This is a genomic window from Kitasatospora purpeofusca (assembly GCF_000718025.1).
GTDB classification, from domain to species: domain Bacteria; phylum Actinomycetota; class Actinomycetes; order Streptomycetales; family Streptomycetaceae; genus Kitasatospora; species Kitasatospora purpeofusca.
In genome coordinates, this window is record NZ_JODS01000013.1 from 66685 (window position 1) to 87905 (window position 21221).

The window sequence follows — 21221 nt, forward strand, 5'->3', positions numbered from 1 at the left end:
CGACACCGGCGCCCTGACGGGGGAGACCGCATGACCGAGCACAGCATCACCGGGCCGACCCCGGCCCAGCAACAGCCCCAGCAACAGCCCCAGGAACAGGCCCGGCAGCAGGCCCAGTCGGCCCCTCAGCCGGACCAGGCCGCCCGCCGGCAGGAACTGCTGCGCCGCCGCCTCGCCAAGGCCAAGGCCGCCAAGGCGGCGGCCGCGGCCGGCGGCGCCGAGCACCGCACCATCACCCCGCGCCCCGAGGGCACGGCACCCCCGCTGTCCTCGGCCCAGCGCCGGATGTGGTTCCTCTCCCAGTACGAACCGGACAGCGCCGCCTACCACATCCCGCTCGCCCTGCACCTCGACGGCGAGCCCGACGAGGCCGCCCTCGCCGCCGCGCTCACCGACGTCCTGGCCCGGCACGAGGTGCTCCGCACCGTCTACCCGACCGTCGACGGCGAGGTGAGCCCCGAACCGAGACCCGCCGAGGACTTCGCCCTCACCACCGACGACGTCCCCGCCGACCTGATCGACGACCGGCTTGCCGCCGAGGCCCACCGCCCCTTCGACCTGGCCGCCGACCTGCCGCTGCGGGCCGCCCTGCTGCGCACCGACGGGGGCGCCGTCCTCAGCCTGGTGCTGCACCACATCGCGGCCGACGGCTGGTCGATCGGCGTCCTGTTCGGCGACCTCGCCACCGCCTACGGCGCCCGCCGCGCCGGACGGGCCCCGGACTTCGAGCCGCTGCCCGTCCAGTACGCGGACGTCGCGCACTGGCAGCGGACCGAGCTCGCCGCCGAACTCGACCGGCAGCAGGCCTGGTGGCAGGAGCGCCTGCGCGGCGCCGCCACCACCGTCACGGTGCCCGCCGACCGGCCCCGGCCGGCCGTCGCCGGCACCGAGGGCGCCCGGTTCACCGAGGCGCTCGGGGAGGAGCGCACCCGGCGGATCCGCGCCCTCGCCGACCGGACCGGCAGCACCGTCTACATGGTGCTGCTGGCCGCCCTGCAGACCGTCCTCGGCCGGTACACCGGCAGCGAGGACGTCACCGTCGGCACCCCGATCGCCGGACGCACCCGCAGCGAGACCGAGCCGCTGGTCGGCTGCTTCGTCAACACCCTGGCGATGCGCACCGACCTCTCCGGCGACCCGACGGTCCGCGGGCTCCTGGAGCGGGTCAAGGACGCCACCCTCGGCGCCTACGGCCACCAGGACCTGCCGTTCGAGCGGCTGATCGACGCGCTCGGCCTGGAGCGCGAACTCGCCCACACCCCGCTGTTCCAGGTCCTGCTGAACGTCCACAACCAGGCCGAGGCCCGCCCCGAGCTGCCCGGCCACACCGTCCGCTGGCGGCCGATCGGCACCGACACCGCCAAGTTCGACCTCTCGGTGGCCGTCGTCGACACCGGCGGCGAACTCGCCGCCGACCTGGTCTGGCGCACCGAGCTGTACGACGAGGCCACCGTCCGCCGCTTCCTCGGCCACCTCACCACGACGGTCGACGCGATGGCCGCCGACCCCGACCGCCCGCTCGCCGACCTTCCCCTGCTCACCCCGTCCGAGCAGCGGCAACTGGCCGAGTGGCACGACGAGGCCCCGCGGGGCTGGGACCTCGGCGGCACCCTGCACGGCCTGGTCGAGGAGCAGGCCCGCCGCACCCCCGACGCGCCCGCCGTGCGCGGCGCCGACGGCGTCCTCGGCTACGCCGAACTCGACCGGCGCGCCAACGCGCTGGCCCACCGGCTGCGCGCCCAGGGCGTCGGCCCGGACCGCCCGGTCGGTCTGCTGGTCGAGCGCTCCGCCGCCCTGGTGGTCGGCATGCTCGCCATCCTCAAGGCCGGCGGCGCCTACCTGCCGCTCGACCCGATCTACCCGGACGGGCGGATCAACGCCCTGCTCGACGCCGCCGGTGTCGCGGCCGTCGTCACCACCGAGGACCAGCGCGGACGCCTCACCGGCGGCCACCCGGTGGTCGTCCCGGACGGCACCGAACGGCCCGACGCGCCCGAGGTGGACGTCCGCCCCGAGCACCTCTGCTACCTGCTCTTCACCTCCGGCTCCACCGGCACCCCGAAGGGCGTCGCGGTCGAGCACCGCAACTACCGCAACTACCTGCACGGCCTGCGCGAGCGCATCGGCGGCGACCAGACGGGCTGGAACTGGGCCCTGGTCTCCACCTTCGCCGCCGACCTCGGCACCACCAACGTGTTCGGCGCGCTCACCGGCGGCGGCTGCCTGCACCTGCTCACCCGCGACCAGGCCACCGACCCGGAGGCCTTCGCCGCCTACGCGGCCGAGCACCGGATCGACGCCGCCAAGCTCGTCCCCAGCCACCTGGAGGGACTGGCCGCGCACGGCGCCGGACTCGACGCGATCCTCCCGGCCCGGCTGCTGATCTGCGCCGGCGAGGCGCTGCGGCCCGACCTGGTGGCCCGGATCCGCGCCGCCCGGCCCGACCTGGTGCTGCACAACCACTACGGGCCCACCGAGACCACCGTCTCGATGCTCGGCGCGCCCGTCCCCGCCGAGCTCGGCGACGCGGTCACCGCACCGCTCGGCCGGCCCTTCGGCAATGTCACCGCGCACCTGCTGGACGCCCGCCGCCGCCCCGTCCCGGTCGGCGTCCCCGGCGAGCTGTACGTCTCCGGCGGCGGTGTCGCCCGCGGCTACCTCGGCCGCGAGGACCTCACCGCCGAACGCTTCCTGGAGGTCGACGGCCGCCGCTGCTACCGCACCGGCGACCTGGTCCGCCGGCGCCCCGACGGCGCGATCGAGTTCCTCGGCCGGATCGACCACCAGGTCAAGATCCGCGGCTTCCGGGTCGAGATCGGCGAGGTCGAGGCCGAGCTGACCGCCCGCCCCGAGGTCCGCGAGGCCGTCGTGGTCACCCGGGGCGAGGGCGCCACCGGCTCCCTGGTCGGCTACCTGGTGCCCGCCGACCCGGCCGCCGCGCCCGACCCGGCCGAGCTGCGCGCCGCGCTGCGCACCCGGCTGCCCGACTACATGGTCCCGGCCGCCCTGGTCGTCCTGGACGCCCTGCCGCTGAACGCCAACGGCAAGGTCGACCGGGCCGCCCTGCCCGAGCCGGCCGCCGTCCAGCCCGCCGCCGGCGGCGGCGAGCTCACCACCGACACCGAGCACGCCGTGGCCGCCGCCTACCGGAAGGTCCTGGCGACCGAGGAGATCGGCGCCGCCGACGACTTCTTCGCCCTCGGCGGGGACTCCTTCTCCGCCGTGCACGCCGTCCGGCTGATCGGCGACGGCCTGTCGGTCATCGACCTGTTCCAGCACCCCACCGTCCGCGAACTCGCCGCGCTGATCGACGCCCGGGCCGGCGGCACCGCCGACGAGGGACCGCGCACCCTGCTGCACAAGCTCACCCGGGGCAACGCGCCGGCCCGGATGAACGTGGTCTGCGTGCCCTACGGCGGCGGCAGCCCGATCACCTTCCAGCCGCTCGCCGACGCGCTGCCGGCCGGCCACCGGCTCTACGCCGTCGAGCTGCCCGGCCACGACCCGAGCCGCCCCGACGACGAACTCGCCGAACTCGGCGCCCTCGCCGACACCCTGACCGCCCAGGTGCTGGAGCGGGTCGACGGCCCGGTGCTGCTCTACGGCCACTGCCTCGGCGGGGCGCTCGCCACCGCCCTCGGCTCCCGGCTGGAGGCGGCCGGCGTCGACCTGCGCGGACTCGCCCTCGGCGGCACCTTCCCCGCCGCCCGGCTGCCCGGCCGCTTCGCCGAGTGGATGGCCCGGCGGATGCCCGGCGACCGGGCGCTGTCCAACCGCGGCTACCTCGACTACCTGCGCGCGATGGGCGGCTTCACCGACGTCTACGACCAGGCCGAACAGGACTTCCTGGTCCGGGCGCTGCGCCACGACGTCCGGCAGGCCGAGGAGTTCTACACCCGCGCCTACGGGGACGAACGGCCGGAGAGGATCGACGCCCCGATCCTCTGCGTGGTCGGCGAGAAGGACCGCGCCACCCTGCTCTACCAGGAGCGCTACACCGAGTGGGAGCACTTCGGCGACACCGTGGACCTCGCCGTCGTCCCGCGCGCCGGGCACTACTTCCTCAAGCACCAGGCCGGTGAACTCGCCCGGGTGCTGGCCGGGTTCGCCGCCACCGGCGAGGTGGCCGACCAGGTCGCCGAGAAGCGCCCGGCCGCCAGGGCCGAACTGGGCACCTTCGCCAAGGTCGCGGTCGGCCAGTTCGTCTCGATGATCGGCACCAGCCTCTCCACCTTCGCCCTCGGCGTCTGGGTCTACCAGCAGACCGGCTCGGCCTTCGACTTCGCGATGATCTCGTTCATCGCGGTGCTGCCGGCCGTCCTGCTGCTGCCGATCGCCGGCGCCGTCGCCGACCGGGTCGACCGGCGCAGGATCATGATCGTCACGGACACCGTGGCCGCCGCCGCCATGCTCGGCCTCGGGATACTGCTCTGGACCGACCTCCTGGAGGTCTGGCACATCTACCTCGTGGCCTGCGTGGGCTCCACCTGCGGAGCCTTCCAACGGCCCGCCTACCTCGCCGCGATCACCCAGCTGGTGCCCAAGCGCTACCTCGGCCAGGCCAACGGTCTCGCCCAACTCGGCACCGGCGCCGGCGACATGATGGCCATCCTGGCCGGCGGCGTGCTGGTCTCCCTGGTCGGACTGCACGGCGTCGTGCTGTTCGACATGGCGACCTTCCTCACCGGCGTCACCTGCCTGCTGCTGGTCCGCTTCCCGAACGCGATGTTCGACAAGCAGGAGGAGCCGCTCTGGCGGGAGGTCGTCACCGGCTGGCGGTACATCGCGCGCCGGCACAGCCTGGTCGCCATGGTGGTCTTCTTCGTGGTGTTCAACTACCTGTTCGCCGTCGCCACCGTGCTGGTCACCCCGATGGTGCTGGCCAACGGCACGCCCTTCCAGCTCAGCGTCGTCACCGCCCTCGGCGGCCTCGGCGCCATGGTCGGCGCCCTGGTCATGGGGCTCTGGGGCGGCACCCGCCGCCGCTCCGTCGGCATGATCGGCTTCACCTCGGTGGTCGGCCTCGCCGCCGTCCTCACCGGCAGCCGCCCCGAGACCGCCTTCACCGCCTGCGGGCTCTTCCTGCTCTGGGGATCGATGATGATCCTCAACTCGCACTGGATGTCGCTGATCCAGACCAAGGTCGGGATGGAGCTCCAGGGCCGGGTCCTGGCCACCAACCAGATGCTCGCCATGTCGATGATGCCGCTCGGCTTCCTCACCGCCGGGCCGCTCTCCGACCACGTCTTCGAGCCGCTGATGCGCCCCGGCGGCGCGCTCGCCGACTCCGTCGGCCTGGTGATCGGCACCGGCCCGGGCCGCGGCGCCGGACTGCTGCTCGTCGTGGTCGGCCTGCTGCTCGCGGTCTGGGGCCTGCTCGGCCTCGCCTACCGGCCGCTGCGCCTGCTGGAGGACATCCTCCCGGACGCGCTGCCGGACGCCGAGATCGGCGACAAGGACGCCATCCAGGCCGAGGCCGACCGGCAGCTCGCCCTCGCCCAGGCCGCCCGCGGCGCCGGACGGCGCCGCGGTGCCCGGACCGGGGGAGCGGAGCGGCCGCCCGCCGGCGCCGTCCGGGTGCCCGGCCCGGCCGGCGCCCCGGAACCGGTCGAGGACGACCCGGCCGACCGGGTGCACGCCGCCACCGGCCGCCGGTAGTCGACGACCGCACGACGACGCGCCCCCGTCCCCCTCGGCAGGGGGGCGGGGGCGCGTCCGTGACGGCTCCCGGGCGTGCGGCTACTTGGCGCGCTTGAAGGAGTAGTTGAACTCCGCCGTGCCGAAGGCCTTCATCAGCCGGATCCAGAACGGCATCATCATCTCCATCGCCCGGGCGCCCGTGATGTCGCCCAGGTCGATCACCGACTCCGCCGGCCAGCCGAAGCTGCCCAGCAGTGCCACGGTCCGCGCCTTGGCCCCCTCGTCGTCACCCGCGACGAACATGTTGTGCTCGCCGTCGAGCCGCGACGGGTCCACCATCACCGGGGCGGTCACCGTGTTGAGCGTCTTCACCACCAGGGCCTGCGGGAACTCCCGCTGGATCCGCTCACCGACACTGTCGGTGTTCACCGGGTCCAGGGTCAGCTCGCCCTCGGCCGAGAAGACCAGCGGGTTGGAGAGGTCGATCAGGAGCTTGCCCGCCAGCCGCTCCGGGCCCGCCGCCCGCAGCGCGTCGAGGGCGACCGTCCCCGGGGTGGCGTTCAGCACGACCTCGCCGAACTCCGCCGCCTCCGCGAAGGTGCCGTGGTGGCCGGTCGGCCCCGCCTGCTCGGCCCAGGCCACCGCCGTCTCGTTGTCCTTGCTGCGCGACCCCAGGGTCACCTCGTGCCCGAGCGACACCAGCTTGTCCGCGATCGTCCGCGCGACGCCGCCCGTGCCGATGATTCCGTACCGCACCGCTGTTCTCCCCGTTCGTTGTCCGACGTGCCGGGACTTCGACGCGCCGGGACGACGATAGATCAACTTCGGTCCGGTGTCCGGCGAACGGCGCGAACGGCCGCCCGCCGACTGGACCACTTCCGCTGGTGGGCCCGCCCGGCCCGCCGAACCATGGCGCCATGAACCGCACCACCCCCGGCCCCCGCCCGGCCCGCCGCCTGCCGCGCGCCGCCGCACTCCTCACCGGCCTCGCCCTGCTCGCCCCGCTCGCCGCCGGCACCGCCCGCGCCGACGTCACCACCATCTCCTTCGGCAACGACCGCACCGCCTGGGACCGCGACGAACCGCAACTCGCCCCCACCGAGGTCGAACAGTCCGACTTCGGCGTCCGCTTCTCCACCCAGCTCGACGGCCAGGTCTTCGCCCAGCCCCTGGTGATCGGCGACACCGTCGTCGTCGCCACCGAGACCAACCACGTCTACGGCGTCGACGCCAGGACCGGGAAGATCCTCTGGCACCGCGAGAACGGCCCGGCCTGGGCCTCCGCCGCCATCGGCTGCTCCGACCCCGGCCCCAACGTCGGCACCACCTCCACCCCGGTCTACGACCCCGCCACCGGCACCGTCTACCTCACCAGCAAGGTCGACGACGGCCCCGACGACCACCACCCGCACCACTACGTGCACGCGCTCGACGCCCGCACCGGCGCCGAGCGCAGCGGCTGGCCCGTCACCGTCCAGGGCGACCCGGTGAACGCGCCCGGCAAGCCCTTCAACGCCTACCGCTCGCTCCAGCGCCCCGGACTGCTGCTGCTCGACGGCCGGCTCTACTTCGGCTTCGGCTCGCTCTGCGGCATCGGCGACTACATCGGCACGGTGGCCGGCCTCGACACCCGCACCCGCCGGCTCACCCTGTTCTCCACCGTCGCGGGCTCCGACACCCAGCGCGCCTCGGTCTGGATGTCCGGCAGCGGCCTGGTCTCCGACGGCCCCGGCCGGTTCTTCCTCACCACCGCCAACGGCCAGGGCGCCGGCGCCTCGCCCGCCCCCGGCCCCGGCAACCGCCCGCCCGGCGGCCTCGGCGAGTCGGTGATCCGGTTCGCCGTCGACGCGGACGGCGGCTTCGCCCCCGCGGACTTCTTCAGCCCGACCAACAACGCCACCCTCGACAAGAAGGACACCGACCTCGGCTCCGGCGGCCCGGTCGCCCTCCCGTCCGGCTTCGGCACCGCCGCCCACCCCCACCTGCTGGTCCAGGTCGGCAAGGACGGCCGGATCTTCCTGCTCGACCGCGACGACCTCGGCGGCACCGGCCAGGGCCCGAACGGCACCGACAAGGTCGTCGGCCTCACCGGCCCCTACGGCGGCGTGTGGGGCCACCCCGCGGTCTGGGGCGGCGACGGCGGCTACGTCTACACCGTGGAGAACTACGGCAAGCTGCGCGCCCTCAAGTACGGGGTGACCGCCGCCGGCACCCCGAACCTGAGCAACGCCGGCACCAGCGCCGAGGACTTCCTCAAGATGTCCGGCTCACCCGTCGTCACCTCCGACGGTACCCGCACCGGCTCCGCCCTGGTCTGGGTGATCTGGTCCGGCACCGGCAAGTACGGCGAGGGCGGCGAACTGCGGGCGTACGACCCGGTACCGGTCGACGGCACGCTCAAGCTGCGCCGCTCCGTCCCGATCGGCACGGTGAGCAAGTTCTCGGTGCCCGCCACCGACAAGGGGCGCATCTTCATCGGCACCAAGGACCACCGCCTGGTCGCCCTCGGCCGCCCCGGCGCCTTCGCCTGAGCCCCCTGGCCGTCGGCCCCCGGTGGGCCGCCCGCATGCGGGCGGCCCACCGGGCTCAGGCGCCGCCGCGGAGGCGGGCGGTCACCGTCTTGGGGCGCTGGTACTCGTGCAGGGCGAGGGTGGACAGGTCGATGCCCTGGCCGGAGGTGCCCCGGCCGCTGTGCGGGAGCTCCGCGCTCTGGGCGAGATGGCAGTTGATCCAGGTCTCGCCCGCGTCCAGCCGGGCGGTCAGGTCCAGGGCGGTCGACAGGTCGGCGGTCCAGACGCTGGCGGCGAGGGCCTGCGGCACCCCGTTGGCGAGCGCGAGCGCGGCCTCGACGGTGGGGGCGTGCTGGACGGTCAGCAGCGGACCGAACACCTCCTCCACCACCGCCGGGTCGTCGTCCGGGAGGTCGGCGAGCAGCCGGGCGGGACGCCAGAGGCCGTCACCGCGGCCGGGCGCGGGCAGTGAGCGCCCGGCGGCGGAGGCGGCGAGCAGCTTGTCGTACCGGGCGGCCTGGTCGGGGTTGTTGAGCGGGCCGAAGTCGCGGCCCGCCTCACGGGCACCGAGCGCGGCGGCGAGGGCGGTGACGGTCCGCTCGTAGTTCTCGGTGAGGGTGATCACCCGGGCGGGCGCGGCGCAGCTCTGGCCGGCGTTGTAGGTGCACGCGGCGGCGAGCGCGGACCAGGTGTGGCCGGGCGCGTCGGGCAGTACGAGGACCGGGCTGTTGCCGCCGAGTTCCAGGCTGACCCGGCGGTGGCCGGCCCGGGCGGCGATGTCGGCGCCGGCGGCGGCGCTGCCGGTGAAGGCGATCAGGTCCACCTCGGCGGCGACCAGCAGCCGGCCGCTCTCGCGGTCGCCGGCCAGGGCGGTCAGCACGTCCTCGCCGAGCGCCTCGGCGGCGTGGGCGGCGAGCAGTGCCGCTGAGTCGGGGGTGGTCTCGGCGGGCTTGAGCACCACGGTGTTCCCGGCGGCGAGGGCCGGGGCGCAGCGCCAGGCGGCCATCAGCAGCGGGTAGTTCCACGGGACGACGGCCGCGACCACCCCGACCGGCTCCCAGCGCACCCAGCTCTCGTGCCCCGGCAGGTAGCGGCCGGCGGCGGGGGCGGTGCCGGTGCGGGCGGCCCCCGCGTAGAAGCGGAACAGGTCGGCGACCTCGCGGACCTCGCCGGCGGCCTCGGCCTCGGGCTTCCCGGTGCCGGCCTGCTCCAGCACCGTGTACTCGGTGAGGTGCCGCTCGATCAGGTCGGCCAGCGCGTCGAGGCGGCGCTCGCGCTCGCGCGGGGTGAGCGCGCGCCAGCGCGGCCCGGCGGCCCGGGCGCGGGCCACGGTCTCGGCGACCTGTCCGGCGCGCGCCGGGACGAGGGTGCCCCGGGTGTGGCCGGTGCGCGGGTCGGTCAGGTGGAGTTCGGGGGCGGCGGAAACGGTGGACGGTGCCATGACGGGGCCTCCGGGCCGGGTCAGTGGGAACGGTGGACAGCTCGGGGAAAACGGGACCGTGTCGGAACGGGGCTCGACCGGGGTCACAGGTCGTAGGCGCGCAGCCAGAGTTCGAGGGTGAGCACCAGCCAGAGCTTCCCGCCCTGGCGCGGCAGCAGGGTGCCCTCCCGGCGCATCCAGGTGCGCACGGTGTCCGGCCGCACCAGGCCGCGCTCGCGCGCGGTGCGTCCGAGCAGCAGTTCGGCGGACAGGTCGCGCAGCGGCCCGTGCAGCCACTGCTGGACCGGCACCCGCATGCCGCTCTTCGGCCGGTCCACGACCGCGCCCGGCAGCAGGTCGCGGACGGCCTCCTTGAGGATCCACTTCTCCACCGTGCCGCGCAGCTTGAGGGTCGGCGGGGTGGCGAAGGCGTGGTCGACGACCTGCCGGTCGAACAGCGGCGAGCGGCCCTGCACCCCGCGCGAGGCGGTGAGCCGCTCGACCTTGGTGAGGATGTGGTGGGCGCCCTTGGTCCGGAGGTTGCAGTGCAGCAGTTGGTTGAGCAGCGAGTGCATCGGCCCGGGGGAGAGGTACGGGGCGACGAAGCGGCGCGGTTGCGGTTCGTCGGCCAGCGCCCGCAGGGTCTCGCCGGTGAGCAGCAGCGGCAGGTCCTCGTAGCACTTGCGGTAGGAGCGCAGATAGGCCTCGGCCCGCACCTCGGGCGCGGGGTTGTCGCGGTGCATCTCGTGGACCAGCATCGGCAGGTTCTTCGGGCCGCCGTACACCGGGTCGCCGCCCTCGCCGTTGAGCGAGACGGTGATCCCGTCGGCGGCGACGGCCTCGGCGAGCATCAGATTGGGCACGGTCAGCGGGTCGCCGACCGGGCTGTCGAGCAGGGCGACGGTGTCGGCGAGCCGGGCGGCGACCTCCTCGCCGGAGACGGTGAGGATCCGGTGCCGGGTGCCGCAGTGGTCGGCGACCAGTCCGGAGTACCCCAGCTCGTTGGGCAGCCGGTCGCCGAAGCTGATCGAGTAGGTGTGCACCGGGTGGTCGTGCAGCCGTGCGGCGAGCGCGGTGACCAGGGAGCTGTCGACGCCGCCGGACAGCAGTACACCGACCGGGCCGCCGGCCGGCAGCCTGCGCGCGGTGGCCCCTTCGAGCAGGGCGCGCAGCTCCCGGGCGTACTCCTCGGCGGGCGGGGCCCCGCCCTCGGGCAGGCGCTCGGTGGGTTCCCAGAACGGTTCCTCGCGGGTGCTGCCGTCGGCGGCGAGCCGCAGCACCCGGCCGGGCAGCGCCTCGTGCACGCCGCGCAGCAGGGTCTCCTCGCCGGGAAGGTAGGCGAAGGTGAGGAAGGAGCGGACGGCGGCCAGGTCGAGGCCGGTGCCGAGCGCGGGCCAGTGGCGCAGGGCGCGGAGCGAGGTGGACGCGGCCCAGCAGCCGTCGGCGCGGGCGTGGAACAGGGTGCGGGCGCCCGCGTGGTCGCGGATCAGGACCAGGTCGGCGCCGTCCACGACGGCGAGCGCGAACATCCCGTCGGCCTGCCGCAGGCCGTCCGTGCCGAGCCGCAGCCACAGCCGCAGCAGCAGTTCGCCGTCCGGCAGGTCGGCGGGTACGGGGGAGCCGGCCGCGGCGAGGGCGGCGAGCAGCTCGGGCCGGTTGTGCAGGGTCACCTCGCCGACGGCGGTGCGGCCGTCGACGGTGAACGGGCCGGTGGCGAAGCCGGGTTCGGCGGGGAGGAGGGCGGCCCGGGCGCCGTTCGGCGCGGTGCCGCCGGTGAGTGCGGCGAGGTGGGCGCGGGCCCGGTCGGCGTCGGGGCCGGCGAGGGCGCAGCAGCGGGGCATGGTGGAGCGGTGCCTTTCGTCGGACGGCGGCCCGCGGGGTGTCCGCGGGCGGCCGGCGGGGTGGCCGGGTGGCGGCCGGTTGCGGCCGGGAGCGGCGGCTCAGCCGAAGTCGTCGCCGTCCCAGCCGTCGTCGGAGTCGCCCCAGTCGCCGAAGTCCTCGGTGGTGCCCGGGTCCCCGTGCTGGTCCCCGGACCCGTCGCCGTCCACCGATATGTCGCCGCTGCCACCGCTTCCTCCTCCGCCGTCACCGCCGCCGGAGGAGGAGGCCTGCTGGCGGGCCTGCTGGCGCAGCTCCTCCTCCTCGGCCTCGGACAGGACCATGGGCGGCAGTTGGGCGGCGGTGATCGCGGCGACGCCCGCCACCCCGAGGGCACCGACCACCACCCCGAGCCGTCCGCCGAAGGAGCTGCGGTTGAGGGTGACCAGCCGGCCGCTGCCCCACACGGTGCGGCCGTAGCCGAGGTCGCGGCCGTACTCGGCGGTGCCGTCCGCGTACCGCCGTTTGACCAGGTCGCGGCCGAGCGGCTCGTCGGTGCCGGAGCGGCCGAGGCTGTCGTGCCAGTGGATCTGCCGGTCGGTGCCGCGCCGGCGCCACTCGCTGCGGCCGTCCTCGTACCGGCGGTGGACTTGGCCGTCCGCCAGCAGTTCGTCGCGGTAGCCGAGATGGCGTGCGTTGCTCATGGGTGCGGGGTCCTCACAGACTCGGACAGGTCGGACAGGTCGGACGGGTCGGACGGTGCGTACGGATCGGGGAGCGGAGCGGAGCGGGGTTCAGCCGGCCGGCCAGCTGAGGAAGCCGCTGCCGCGCACGGCACGGACCCGCCGGTGCAGCGGGGTGCGGCGCGGACCGGCCGTCCCGCCGCCGCGCAGCTGGCGGATCACGGTGTGCAGCAGCCGGGCCGGCGGGACGGCGGCCAGTTCGATGGTCCGGCCGCTGCCCAGCCAGGCCCGCTCCTCGGGGCGCAGCCCGGCGGGCAGCGGTCCCCGGTGGCCGTGCGGGCCGCGTCCGGAGGTCAGGTGCAGGGTGTTGGCATGCCGGGGCACCAGGCCCATCGAGCGGACCCGGACGCCCGCCGGCCCGGCCCCGTCCGGACCGGCCGTCGATCCGTACGCGGCCCGGACCTGCTCGAAGCAGGCGAGCCCGGACGGGCTGGCGTCGTGCAGCACGTGCACCACGGCGCCCCCGGCCCGCTCCAGCGCGCCCACCAGCCGCTCGTCCAGCGGCAGTTCGTCCCCCGGGAGCACCGGGCAGGCGGCCTCCAGGTGCAGGTCGTTGGCGATCAGCATCGCGGTGATCTCCCGGCTCTGGCAGACCAGCAGCCGGGGCAGCCCGTAGTCGTAGAGGTCGGGCTCCTCGGCGACGGCTGCGCGGGGGCCGGCCGGCCGGGGCGCGGCCGGCGGCAGCAGACCGGGCAGCTCGTCCCGGCGCGCGGCCAGCGCGGCGGCGAACCGGGCGTACCGGACGGGCGGTGCCAGGGTGTACGGGATCCGGCGCGGCCCGGCGTGCAGCGGCTGGAGCACCCGGCACAGCTCGTAGTAGAGCTGCCGCTCGGTGTACCGCAGCCCGCCGGGCGCCCCGGCCCGGCCGGCGGCGACGGTCAGCGCGCCGTCCAGCAGCGGACGCAGCGTCATGGGTTCCTGCCTTTCGTCGTCCCCGCGCTCACGCGGGGCCCTTGCCGAGTCCCGGGCCGTCCGGTCGGGCCCCGCCGGCGCCGCCGGGCGCGCCGTCCGCCCCGGGTTCGGGCCAGCTCATGAAGCCGACGGCGAGCGCCCGGCGGCGGGTCTCCAGCGGGTTCTCCGGCCGGCCCGCCGCCGGGGAGCGCACCGGTCCGGTCCGTCGGGCGGCCGGGGCCCCGGCCGTCGGCGGCGCGGTGATCCGCTCGGCGGCCCGGTCGGCGATCGCCAGCAGCCGTTTCGGGGCCAGCGCGGCGAGCGGGGTCCACCAGCCCTCGGCGAACCACTCCCGCTGGCTGCCGGTCAGCTCGGGAACCGACCGCTGCAGGCGCAGGTAGAGCTCCTCCGGGCGGTACAGGTCGCGCAGCAGCGTGTACTTGGTCTGGTCGACCAGCACGGTGCGCACCGACAGCCCGGCGTCCAGCACCCGCGGGCCGGGGCGGGCGGCGCGCGCGTCGGCGGCCAGCAGGTGGCCCTGGGGCGAGGCGTCGTGCAGCACCACCAGCGGCAGTCCGGCCGGGACCTCGCGCAGGTCCCGCACCAGCAGCGCGCGGTGCCGTTCGGGGTAGCGGTTGGCGTGCAGGAAGGCGATGACCGTCCGGTCCGGGCAGAGCAGCACGAAGGCCGGGTGGGCGGGTGGCGGTCCGGCCCGGACCAGCCCGTCGTCCACCAGCCCCGGCGGCAGCGAGCCGTAGGTGGTCCGCCACCGGTCCAGCACGGTGCTGCGGAACTCGTCCTCCGTCCAGCGGGAGTGGACCGACTCGTCCGGTGCGGGGACGTCCGACAGCATCCACTGGCGGATGGCGAAGCCGATCAGCAGGACGGCCGGCAGCAGCAGCCACGGGCCGAACGGGGTGAGGATCGTGCCGAGGCCGATCAGGGTCAGGATGCCCCCGGGGACGAACAGTCCGCCCGCGACGGCCTTGTCGCCCCGGTACTTCTGCGGCGGGCGCCCCCGGTGCTGGAGGGAGTGGTTCAGCTGCCCGGCGGTGACGACCAGCCGGCCCCCGTCGGAGAGCTTCCCGACGGCCTTGCGGATCCGCAGGTCGTGCAGCCCGGCGCCGTCGATCTTGGGGTCGAGCGCGAACTCCTCGCGGCAGTAGGTGCAGCGGCGCCCGGTCCGCTGACGCTGGATGAGGTCCTTCGAGCAGTGCGGGCAGATCATCGCGGTACCTCCGGCACCGGCCAGCTGAGGAATCCGACATTTCCGTGCAGCGCCCGCTCGGCGGCCCGTTCGGCCATCGTCAGCAGCCGCTTGGGCGGCACCGCCACCAGCGGGCTCCACAGCCCCTTGCCGAGCCAGAGGCGCTCCCGGTCGGAGAGCCCCGGCAGCCGCGCCAGCACGCCCTCCAGGGCCTCGCGTTCCTGGTGCTCGTACAGGTGGACGGCCCGATCCCAGGCCGCCACCGCGGTGCGGGGCGACAGTCCGGCGTCCACCACCGGGACGGCCGGCCGCGCGGCCCTGGCCTCGCGGACCAGCAGGAGGCCCTGCGGGGAGGCGTCGTGCAGCACGATCACGGGCAGGTCGTCCGGCAGCTCCGCCACCGAGCCGACGATCACCGCCCGGTAGCGCACCGCGAAGGTGTTGGCGTGCAGGAAGGCGGTGACCGTCCGGTCCGGGCAGAGCACCGCGAGCACCGGCGGCCCGACCGAGGCCGAGGGCGGGACCGCGGCGTCCTCGACCACCCCGTCGGGGAGGCCGCCGTAGACCTCGTGCCAGGGGTTCAGGACCTTGCTCCGGAACTCCGCGTCGGTCCAGTCGGGGCGGTTGTCCAGCGGCGTGGTCCAGGCCGCCTCCTGCCGCCGCAGCAGTTCGCGCCGCAGCTGCCACTGCCGCTCGGCCAGCTCCCACCGGGCCCTGATCCGCTTGCGCCGCAGCAGCCGGACCGCGTCCTTCGCCATCGCCCCGAGCAGCGCCAGGCCGAAGAACCCGGCCACGGCCGCCAGCATGATCGCGGCCGGCAGCCGGGTGACCAGTAAGTAGGCGACGGTGACCAGCCCGGTGCCCATGCCGAGGCAGAAGGCGAGCACACCGACGCCCTCGAACCGGGGCTCGGCCGGCCGGCCGGGCGGGTCCTTGTGGGGCCGGAGCGGCGGCTGCCCGCGTTCGTGGTGCGCCCAGCGGAGCTGCTGGACCGTCAGGACGACCCGGCCGCCGTCGCCCAGCCGCTCGACGGTGCGGCGCAGCCGCAGGTCGTGCAGCCCCCGGGTGTACTTCGGCTCCAGCGCGAACCGCTGCTGGCACTTCCAGCAGGTGCGGCCGGTGCGGGCCTTCCCGGGCAGCTCGGTCTCGCAGCGCGGGCACTTCATCGCGTGGACTCCTCCAGCGTGGCCGCCAGTCGCCGCAACCCGGCCGCCAGCCGTTCCCGCCGGCTGACCGTGCCGATCCGCTGCCCGCGCTCCACCGCCCGCAGCGCCTCGGCGAGTTCGGTCTCCGACCGGCGCTCGGCCTCGGCGGCGGTGATCGCGTAGTCCTCGTGGTCGATGCCGTAGCCGGTGTTGGCGGCCAGGATGTTGAGCGGCTCGCGGCCCCGGTTGGCGAAGGAGTGCGGCATCAGCTCGGGTATCCGTATCAGCAGCCCCGGGGTCAGCGGCACCTCCACCACCCGGCGCCGCTCGGCGTCGTACAGCCCGCAGGCGGCGTGGCCGAGGCTGAGCACCAGGTGCTCGCCGCCGTGCGCGTGCGGGGTGAAGGCGCTGCGGGGGGCGACGATGCCGAGTTTGTAGGTGGCGTTCGACGGCCGCTCCGGCGACGTCTTGGCGTCGCCCACCAGGTAGTGGGCGAACTGGCCCTCGTCGATGAACCGCAGCAGTTCCTCGCCGGCCGGCCCGTGCGGGGCCTCCGGGCCCAACTCCCGTGCGCCGTCCCGGTCCGCGAGCAGCACTCGGCCGTCCGGCCGCAGCCGGTAGAGTTCCGCCCCGGCCGGCAGCCGCCCGGCGAGCCTCTCGAGTTCCCGCAGCCCCGATCGTACGGACATCGGCCACCCCACCCCCACCTCGACCCGTGCGACGTCACCCCCGGTGACGCGGGGCGTCGCGCGGCCGGTTCCCGCCGTCCGGGACCGACGTTCCGGATCTTACGCACACGGGGTGACAACGCCCAGGGGCGAACGGGGCCGGGGGGAAGGGGCGGGCCGGGCCCGGTGAACGGGGGGCGGCGAACGGGCGTCGGGGAACCGGTCAGCGGCCCCGGGCCACCACGAAGTCGGGCAGCGCCAGCAGGAACGCGCGGGCCTCGGCGGCCTCCTCGGCGTCCTCGCCCCCGTCGCCCGGGCCGTCCACCGCGGTCGGGGCCGGGGCCGCGGCCAGTACGGCCTCGATCTCCCGTGCGGCGGCCGCGACCAGTCCGGCCGCCGCCTCCCGGGCGTGCGCGACGCAGTCGTAGGCCGTCATCCGGTCGAGCAGCCAGGCCACGTCCTCGGCCGCCCCGGGGCCGCGCTGGGACCGGGTGAGGCTCAGATGCCGCACCACGCGGGCGCGTTCGGCCGGGGTGGCGCGCTCCAGCAGCTGGATGAGCATCAGCGTCCGCTTGCCCTCCCAGAGGTCCCCGGCGATCTCCTTGCCGTACTCCTCGGCCTCCCCGACCAGGTTGAGCACGTCGTCCTGGATCTGGAAGGCGGCGCCGAGGTACCAGCCGAACCGGTCCAGCCGGGCGGCGTCCGCACCCGCCCCCTCGGCGACCAGCAGGCCGGAGCGGCACGGGTAGAGGAAGGTGTACCAGGAGGTCTTCTTCAGGCACATCCGGTAGTAGTCGGCGCTGGTCAGCCCGCAGGCGTTGTCCCGGATCCAGGCGATCTCCATCGCCTGCCCCTCCAGGGACTGGCGGCACATCAGCTCGGTCTCCTCGAACAGCCGCCAGGCCAGTTCCCCGCCGAGCGCCCGCCGGTTGGCCATCACCCGGCGCAGACCGAGCAGGTTGGTCGCGTTGCCGACGTTCAGCGCGACCTCCACGCCGTACCGGGCGGGCAGCGTGGGCTCGCCCCGGCGCAGTTCGCTGCCGTCCTGGATGTCGTCGTGGACGAGGAAGGCGTTGTGGAACAGCTCCACGGTGACGGCCGGGTTCAGGGCCCGCCCGGGGCTGCCGCCGAACGCGGCGCAGGTGGCCAGGCAGAGCGCGGCCCGCAGGCCCTTGCAGGGGCGGGTCGGGTAGTCGGCGGCCAGGTCGTAGAGGTAGGGCGGGCTCTGCTCGGGGATGTGGCGCAGGAGTTCGGCGAGGGTGCGCTCGCGGTACCGGGCCAGGACGCGCTCGACCAGCGGCGCGCCGACGGCGGGGCGTCCGGCCGCCGTGGTCACCCCCGGGGCCGCTCGTCCGGTCCCGCGCCGTCGCGGCCGTCGGCGGCGCGCGGGTCGCCCTGCGGCCCGAAGGCGTTCCGCAGGCCCTGGTTGGCGAGGCCGGGGGCGAGCGAGCTCAGGCCGAGCAGCAGGTCGAGGACGTCGTGGGCGTTGGCCGCGAGCCGCTGGGCCTGCTCGGACACCTCGCCGGTGGTGTTGGCGAGGACCCGCTCGCTCACCGCGTCGATCAGCTGGTGGGTGTTCTCCGAGACCCGGCCCACCAGCCGGTCGAACTCCTCCTGGTCGACCCGGTGCTCGCCGGTCAGCCGGGCGGTCGCCGCCTTGGCGTCGGCGATCCCGGCGGACAGCTCCTGCTCCAGGGCGGCCGCGGCCTCCATGACCGCGCGCGAGCCCTGCTCGCCCACATCGCTGAACCGACCGGCATCCGGCATGGCTGACCTCCTGGTTCGCACCCCGGGCGGGGGCCGGGGCGGGCCGGGTCGGCGCGCGGCGGGGCGCCGTACCGATCGCCGATGGTACACGGCTGTGTGCGGAGCGTGTCCACGGCGTCACGGCGGAGGCGCCGGGCGCGCCTGCGTGCCGTGGTGCGCCGGAGTCGCCCCGGCGCGCGGCGGCGCCCGCGCGCCGGGTGCGGTCCGGGCGGCCCGGCGAGTCGGGGCTTCCCGTCCGTCCGGTCACTGATAGTGATTGCGTGATCGCGGAGCGATCCACCAGGGGGTGGAGGACGGCAGCACCGGACAGCACGGGACAGCACAGGAGAAGGAGCGGTCATGGGTGGCAGACAGCGTCCGTCGAAGGCACGGGGCGCCCGGCCGGAGGCAAAGCGGACCGGACGCCCGCCCGGCCCGCGCGCGGACCGGCCGGCGGTGGACCCCGGCCTGGAGATCGCCAGGCTGGAGGGCTACCTCGCCTGGGAGGCGGAGGTCGCGGCCGCCCAGCGGGACGCCCGGGCCTTCGCCGACCGCTTCCCCTGGCTCGGGCCGGACGACCGGGAGGCCCTGGAGCAGGCGTACACCGACGACCGCCTCCGGTACGCGGAGGAGGTCGTCGACCGCGCGGTGGGCCGCTGCCGCGCGCTGGCCGCCCGCTACCGTGCCGAGTGCCGCCGGATCTGCGCCCGCTGGGCGGCCGTGTGCCTCTCGGTGGCGGTCGCGGTCGCCCTGCTCGCCGTCGTCCCGGTCGCCCTGCACGGCTGACCGGCCGCCCGCGGCACGGCTGACGGACCGCCGGTACGACCGGGCCCGCCGCACACCAGGGGGTGTGCGGCGGGCCCGGTCGTGCGGTCCGCGGACGGCGGGGCGGACGGGATCAGTGGTGGCCGTGGCCGCTGCTGATCTCCTGGTGCTCCTCGGCCGTCGGCTTGGCGATCTGGCTGCCCTCGCCGTAGAAGCCGCGGGCAAGCTTGGCCCGGGTGCGGGCCAGCAGCCCGGCCTTGCGGGCCACGCCGTTCTCGTCCACCTCGGCCGGCAGCTCGAACGGCTGCGGCTGGTCGTGCGCGGTCAGCGTGTGCAGCCGCTCCGGCGGGAGCGCCGCGTGCACCTCGATGAACTCGCCGTGCTGCAGCCGCTTGATGACGCCGGTCTCGCGTCCGTGCAGCACCTTCTCCTTGTCCCGGCGCTGGAGGCCCAGGCACCAGCGCTTGGTGATCACGAAGACGATCACCGGGGCGACGAAGAAGCCGATCCGCGTGGCGTTGGTGATCGAGTTGATCGACAGGTGGAAGTGGGTGGCGATCAGGTCGTTGCCGCCGGCGGCGAGCAGGACCAGGTAGAGGCTGATCCAGGCGGCGCCGAACGCGGTGCGCACCGGCGCGTTGCGGGGCCGGTCGGCGATGTGGTGCTCGCCCCGGTCCCCGGTGATCCAGGCCTCCAGGAACGGGTAGGACCAGATCGCCACCAGCACCAGCGGGAAGATCATCAGCGGCACGAACACACCCATGTTGAGGGTGTGGCCCCACAGGCTGATCTCCCAGCCCGGCATGATCCGGATCAGGCCCTCGGAGAAGCCCATGTACCAGTCCGGCTGGGCGTCCGTGGACACCTGGTCCGGGCGGTACGGGCCGTACAACCAGATCGGGTTCACCGTGGCGATCGCGGCCATCGCGGACACCACGCCGAACACCAGGAAGAAGAAGCCGCCCGCCTTGGCCATGTAGACCGGCATCAGCGGCATGCCGACCACGTTGTCGTTGGTCCGGCCGGGCCCGGCGAACTGGGTGTGCTTGTGGTAGAAGACCAGGATCAGGTGCGCCACCAGCAGCCCGAGCATGATGCCCGGGATCAGCAGCACGTGCACGGTGAACAGTCGCGGCACGATGTCGTGGCCGGGGAACTGGCTCCCGAAGATGAAGAACATCAGGTACGTGCCGACGATCGGCACGGCGAGGATCGCGCCCTCCATGAACCGGATGCCGGTGCCGGAGAGCAGGTCGTCGGGCAGCGAGTAGCCCATGAAGCCGTCGAACATGCCGAGGATCAGCAGGCCCGCGCCGAACAGCCAGTTGACCTCGCGCGGCTTGCGGAACGCGCCGGTGAAGAAGACCCGCATCATGTGCACGAACATCGCGGCCACGAAGACGATCGCGGCCCAGTGGTGGATCTGGCGGATCAGCAGGCCGCCGCGGATGTCGAAGCTGATCCGCATCGTCGAGGCGAAGGCCTCGGACATCGGGACGCCCTCGAGCGGCACGTATTTGCCCGCGTACGTCACCTCGCCCATCGACGGGATGAAGAAGAGCGTCAGGTAGACGCCGGTCAGGATGATGATGACGAAGGTGTAGAGGCAGATCTCGCCCAGCATGAAGGACCAGTGGTCCGGGAAGATCTTGCGCAGATTGGACTTGGACAGGCCGTAGATTCCGAGCCGTCCGTCGGCCCAGTCGACGAGCGCCTCCACCTTGTTGGCGGGCGCCGCGCGGGTGCTGGTGATCGGCCCCGGGGTCGACTGCTGGTCGGCTCTCACGACGGGCTCCCCGGTGTCCGCCGCGGCATGTCCTGGGCGCCCGGCCGCGTCACGGCCGGCCGGTGGAGTGATGTGATCATCGGACCTCTCGATACGGGGGAGCCGGGCAGTCCGGCGCGCGGATCCGGCGACCCGCCGCCCCCGTTGCTCAAAGTGATGGAGCGCTTACTCTGTCATGCTGTCGGGAGCGCGCCGACTGTGCACGTCCATCGGCCCGTCCGGCCGCTCGTGTCGGCCCGTCCGGGGGGTCCCGGGGCCGTGCGGGGGCCGTGCCGGGGCTGTGACGGGGTGTCCGCCGGCGCCCTCCGCTCCGGCTCCGATGCTGCGCTCGGGTGCTGTTGACGACGCGCCGGGACGTTCTGGCGCGCGCCGTGCCCGGGGAGGGCGCGGGACCGGGCCTACGCTGCGCCAATGGTGGATCACCGGGAACTCTTCGAGGACGTGACAGCCGACCTGGCCCGGGCCGGCTTCGACATCGACCGCTGGCCCTCCGGGCTGCGGATCGGCCATGGCCCGCACGGGGTGCTGATCGACTGGCCGCCCGCCGAGCAGGCGGCCGACCAGCCGCCGCCCGCCGAGGGCATCCGGGCCGCGGTGACCGGCGCGGTCGCCGCCGTACTGCGCGAGTCCGGCTACCGGGTCGCGCCGGCCGGCCCGGACGGACTGCTCGTCACCGCCTCCCGGCCGGTCCGGGTCGCCGCTCCCGACGCCCCGGGCGAGGGCGGGCGGGAGCCGGCCGGAGTCCCCGAGCAGTGGTGGGGGTGAGGGGGCGGATCGTCCGGCGTTCCCCCGACGCGCCGCCGGCGGGTCTCACCCGCCGGTGACGGCGCGGCGGCGCCCGGGGACCGGTTCCGACGGTCCCCGGGCGCCGCCGGTCACGGG

At 75.0% G+C, this 21221-nt stretch carries 15 protein-coding genes; 4 read left to right on the forward strand and 11 right to left on the reverse strand.

Annotated elements, in window-relative coordinates:
* Positions 1 to 30 precede the first annotated feature (30 nt).
* A complete protein-coding gene (locus IF01_RS0119745) occupies positions 31 to 5658 on the forward strand; it encodes a non-ribosomal peptide synthetase/MFS transporter (RefSeq protein ID WP_051755717.1) in 5628 nt (1875 codons plus the stop codon).
* An 81-nt stretch (positions 5659 to 5739) separates the two neighbouring features.
* Here the strand turns inward: IF01_RS0119745 and IF01_RS0119750 are convergent, their stop codons facing one another.
* The gene (locus IF01_RS0119750; RefSeq protein WP_030394780.1) at positions 5740 to 6396 is read right to left on the reverse strand and encodes an NADPH-dependent F420 reductase; all 657 of its coding nucleotides are present in this window, start codon (positions 6394 to 6396) and stop codon (positions 5740 to 5742) included.
* A gap of 161 nt (positions 6397 to 6557) precedes the next feature.
* On the opposite strand from IF01_RS0119750, the gene IF01_RS0119755 reads away from it, so the two are divergent.
* Positions 6558 to 8171: an outer membrane protein assembly factor BamB family protein gene (locus IF01_RS0119755; protein WP_030394781.1), complete on the forward strand. Its 1614-nt coding sequence runs from the start codon at positions 6558 to 6560 to the stop codon at positions 8169 to 8171.
* Between the two features lie 55 nt (positions 8172 to 8226).
* On the opposite strand, the gene IF01_RS0119760 is transcribed toward IF01_RS0119755, so the two are convergent.
* The 9 genes from IF01_RS0119760 to IF01_RS0119800 all read right to left on the reverse strand — a co-directional run bounded on the left by IF01_RS0119760 (position 8227) and on the right by IF01_RS0119800 (position 17809).
* Positions 8227 to 9591, reverse strand: a complete 1365-nt coding sequence (locus IF01_RS0119760) for an aldehyde dehydrogenase family protein (protein WP_030394782.1) — start codon at positions 9589 to 9591, stop codon at positions 8227 to 8229.
* Positions 9592 to 9674: 83 nt separating this feature from the next.
* Positions 9675 to 11411 (reverse strand): asparagine synthetase B family protein, encoded by a 1737-nt coding sequence (locus tag IF01_RS0119765; protein WP_030394783.1) that lies wholly within the window; start codon positions 11409 to 11411, stop codon positions 9675 to 9677.
* A gap of 99 nt (positions 11412 to 11510) precedes the next feature.
* A complete protein-coding gene (locus tag IF01_RS0119770) occupies positions 11511 to 12092 on the reverse strand; it encodes a hypothetical protein (protein WP_030394784.1) in 582 nt (193 codons plus the stop codon).
* A gap of 90 nt (positions 12093 to 12182) precedes the next feature.
* Positions 12183 to 13043, reverse strand: a complete 861-nt coding sequence (locus tag IF01_RS0119775; RefSeq protein ID WP_030394785.1) for a hypothetical protein — start codon at positions 13041 to 13043, stop codon at positions 12183 to 12185.
* Positions 13044 to 13071: 28 nt separating this feature from the next.
* The gene (locus IF01_RS0119780) at positions 13072 to 14250 is read right to left on the reverse strand and encodes a hypothetical protein (RefSeq protein WP_030394786.1); all 1179 of its coding nucleotides are present in this window, start codon (positions 14248 to 14250) and stop codon (positions 13072 to 13074) included.
* A complete protein-coding gene (locus IF01_RS44080) occupies positions 14247 to 15395 on the reverse strand; it encodes a hypothetical protein (RefSeq protein ID WP_030394787.1) in 1149 nt (382 codons plus the stop codon). The genes IF01_RS0119780 and IF01_RS44080 overlap by 4 nt, the downstream gene beginning before the upstream one ends.
* Positions 15392 to 16063, reverse strand: coding sequence for a cupin domain-containing protein (locus IF01_RS0119790; RefSeq protein ID WP_030394788.1), 672 nt, complete (start codon positions 16061 to 16063; stop codon positions 15392 to 15394). The genes IF01_RS44080 and IF01_RS0119790 overlap by 4 nt, the downstream gene beginning before the upstream one ends.
* Positions 16064 to 16265: 202 nt before the next feature.
* Entirely contained in the window at positions 16266 to 17378 is a 1113-nt protein-coding gene (locus IF01_RS0119795; protein ID WP_208624334.1) for a polyprenyl synthetase family protein, read from the reverse strand.
* Positions 17375 to 17809, reverse strand: coding sequence for a hypothetical protein (locus tag IF01_RS0119800; RefSeq protein ID WP_051755719.1), 435 nt, complete (start codon positions 17807 to 17809; stop codon positions 17375 to 17377). The genes IF01_RS0119795 and IF01_RS0119800 overlap by 4 nt, the downstream gene beginning before the upstream one ends.
* Positions 17810 to 18148: 339 nt before the next feature.
* Here IF01_RS0119800 and IF01_RS0119805 point away from each other — a divergent pair, with 339 nt between their 5' ends.
* The gene (locus tag IF01_RS0119805) at positions 18149 to 18574 is read left to right on the forward strand and encodes a hypothetical protein (RefSeq protein ID WP_157855291.1); all 426 of its coding nucleotides are present in this window, start codon (positions 18149 to 18151) and stop codon (positions 18572 to 18574) included.
* Positions 18575 to 18686: 112 nt separating this feature from the next.
* Here IF01_RS0119805 and qcrB read toward each other — a convergent pair whose 3' ends face one another.
* Complete coding sequence (gene qcrB, locus IF01_RS0119810; protein ID WP_030394792.1) at positions 18687 to 20306, reverse strand: cytochrome bc1 complex cytochrome b subunit; 1620 nt, start codon at positions 20304 to 20306, stop codon at positions 18687 to 18689.
* Positions 20307 to 20750: 444 nt separating this feature from the next.
* Between qcrB and IF01_RS0119815 the strand changes: the two genes are divergently transcribed.
* Positions 20751 to 21104 (forward strand): hypothetical protein, encoded by a 354-nt coding sequence (locus IF01_RS0119815; RefSeq protein WP_030394793.1) that lies wholly within the window; start codon positions 20751 to 20753, stop codon positions 21102 to 21104.
* Positions 21105 to 21221 lie beyond the last annotated feature (117 nt).

What these genes read in the sequence shown, in the direction of transcription:
- IF01_RS44080 (WP_030394787.1), bottom strand. Translation starts at nt 15,395, where the DNA reads ATGAAGTGCCCGCGCTGCGAGACCGAGCTGCCCGGGAAGGCCCGCACC.
- IF01_RS0119780 (WP_030394786.1), bottom strand. Translation starts at nt 14,250, where the DNA reads ATGATCTGCCCGCACTGCTCGAAGGACCTCATCCAGCGTCAGCGGACC.
- IF01_RS0119755 (WP_030394781.1), top strand. Translation starts at nt 6,558, where the DNA reads ATGAACCGCACCACCCCCGGCCCCCGCCCGGCCCGCCGCCTGCCGCGC.
- IF01_RS0119770 (WP_030394784.1), bottom strand. Translation starts at nt 12,092, where the DNA reads ATGAGCAACGCACGCCATCTCGGCTACCGCGACGAACTGCTGGCGGAC.
- IF01_RS0119765 (WP_030394783.1), bottom strand. Translation starts at nt 11,411, where the DNA reads ATGCCCCGCTGCTGCGCCCTCGCCGGCCCCGACGCCGACCGGGCCCGC.
- IF01_RS0119745 (WP_051755717.1), top strand. Translation starts at nt 31, where the DNA reads ATGACCGAGCACAGCATCACCGGGCCGACCCCGGCCCAGCAACAGCCC.
- IF01_RS0119805 (WP_157855291.1), top strand. Translation starts at nt 18,149, where the DNA reads ATGGGTGGCAGACAGCGTCCGTCGAAGGCACGGGGCGCCCGGCCGGAG.
- IF01_RS0119775 (WP_030394785.1), bottom strand. Translation starts at nt 13,043, where the DNA reads ATGACGCTGCGTCCGCTGCTGGACGGCGCGCTGACCGTCGCCGCCGGC.
- IF01_RS0119790 (WP_030394788.1), bottom strand. Translation starts at nt 16,063, where the DNA reads ATGTCCGTACGATCGGGGCTGCGGGAACTCGAGAGGCTCGCCGGGCGG.
- IF01_RS0119800 (WP_051755719.1), bottom strand. Translation starts at nt 17,809, where the DNA reads ATGCCGGATGCCGGTCGGTTCAGCGATGTGGGCGAGCAGGGCTCGCGC.
- IF01_RS0119760 (WP_030394782.1), bottom strand. Translation starts at nt 9,591, where the DNA reads ATGGCACCGTCCACCGTTTCCGCCGCCCCCGAACTCCACCTGACCGAC.
- IF01_RS0119815 (WP_030394793.1), top strand. Translation starts at nt 20,751, where the DNA reads ATGGTGGATCACCGGGAACTCTTCGAGGACGTGACAGCCGACCTGGCC.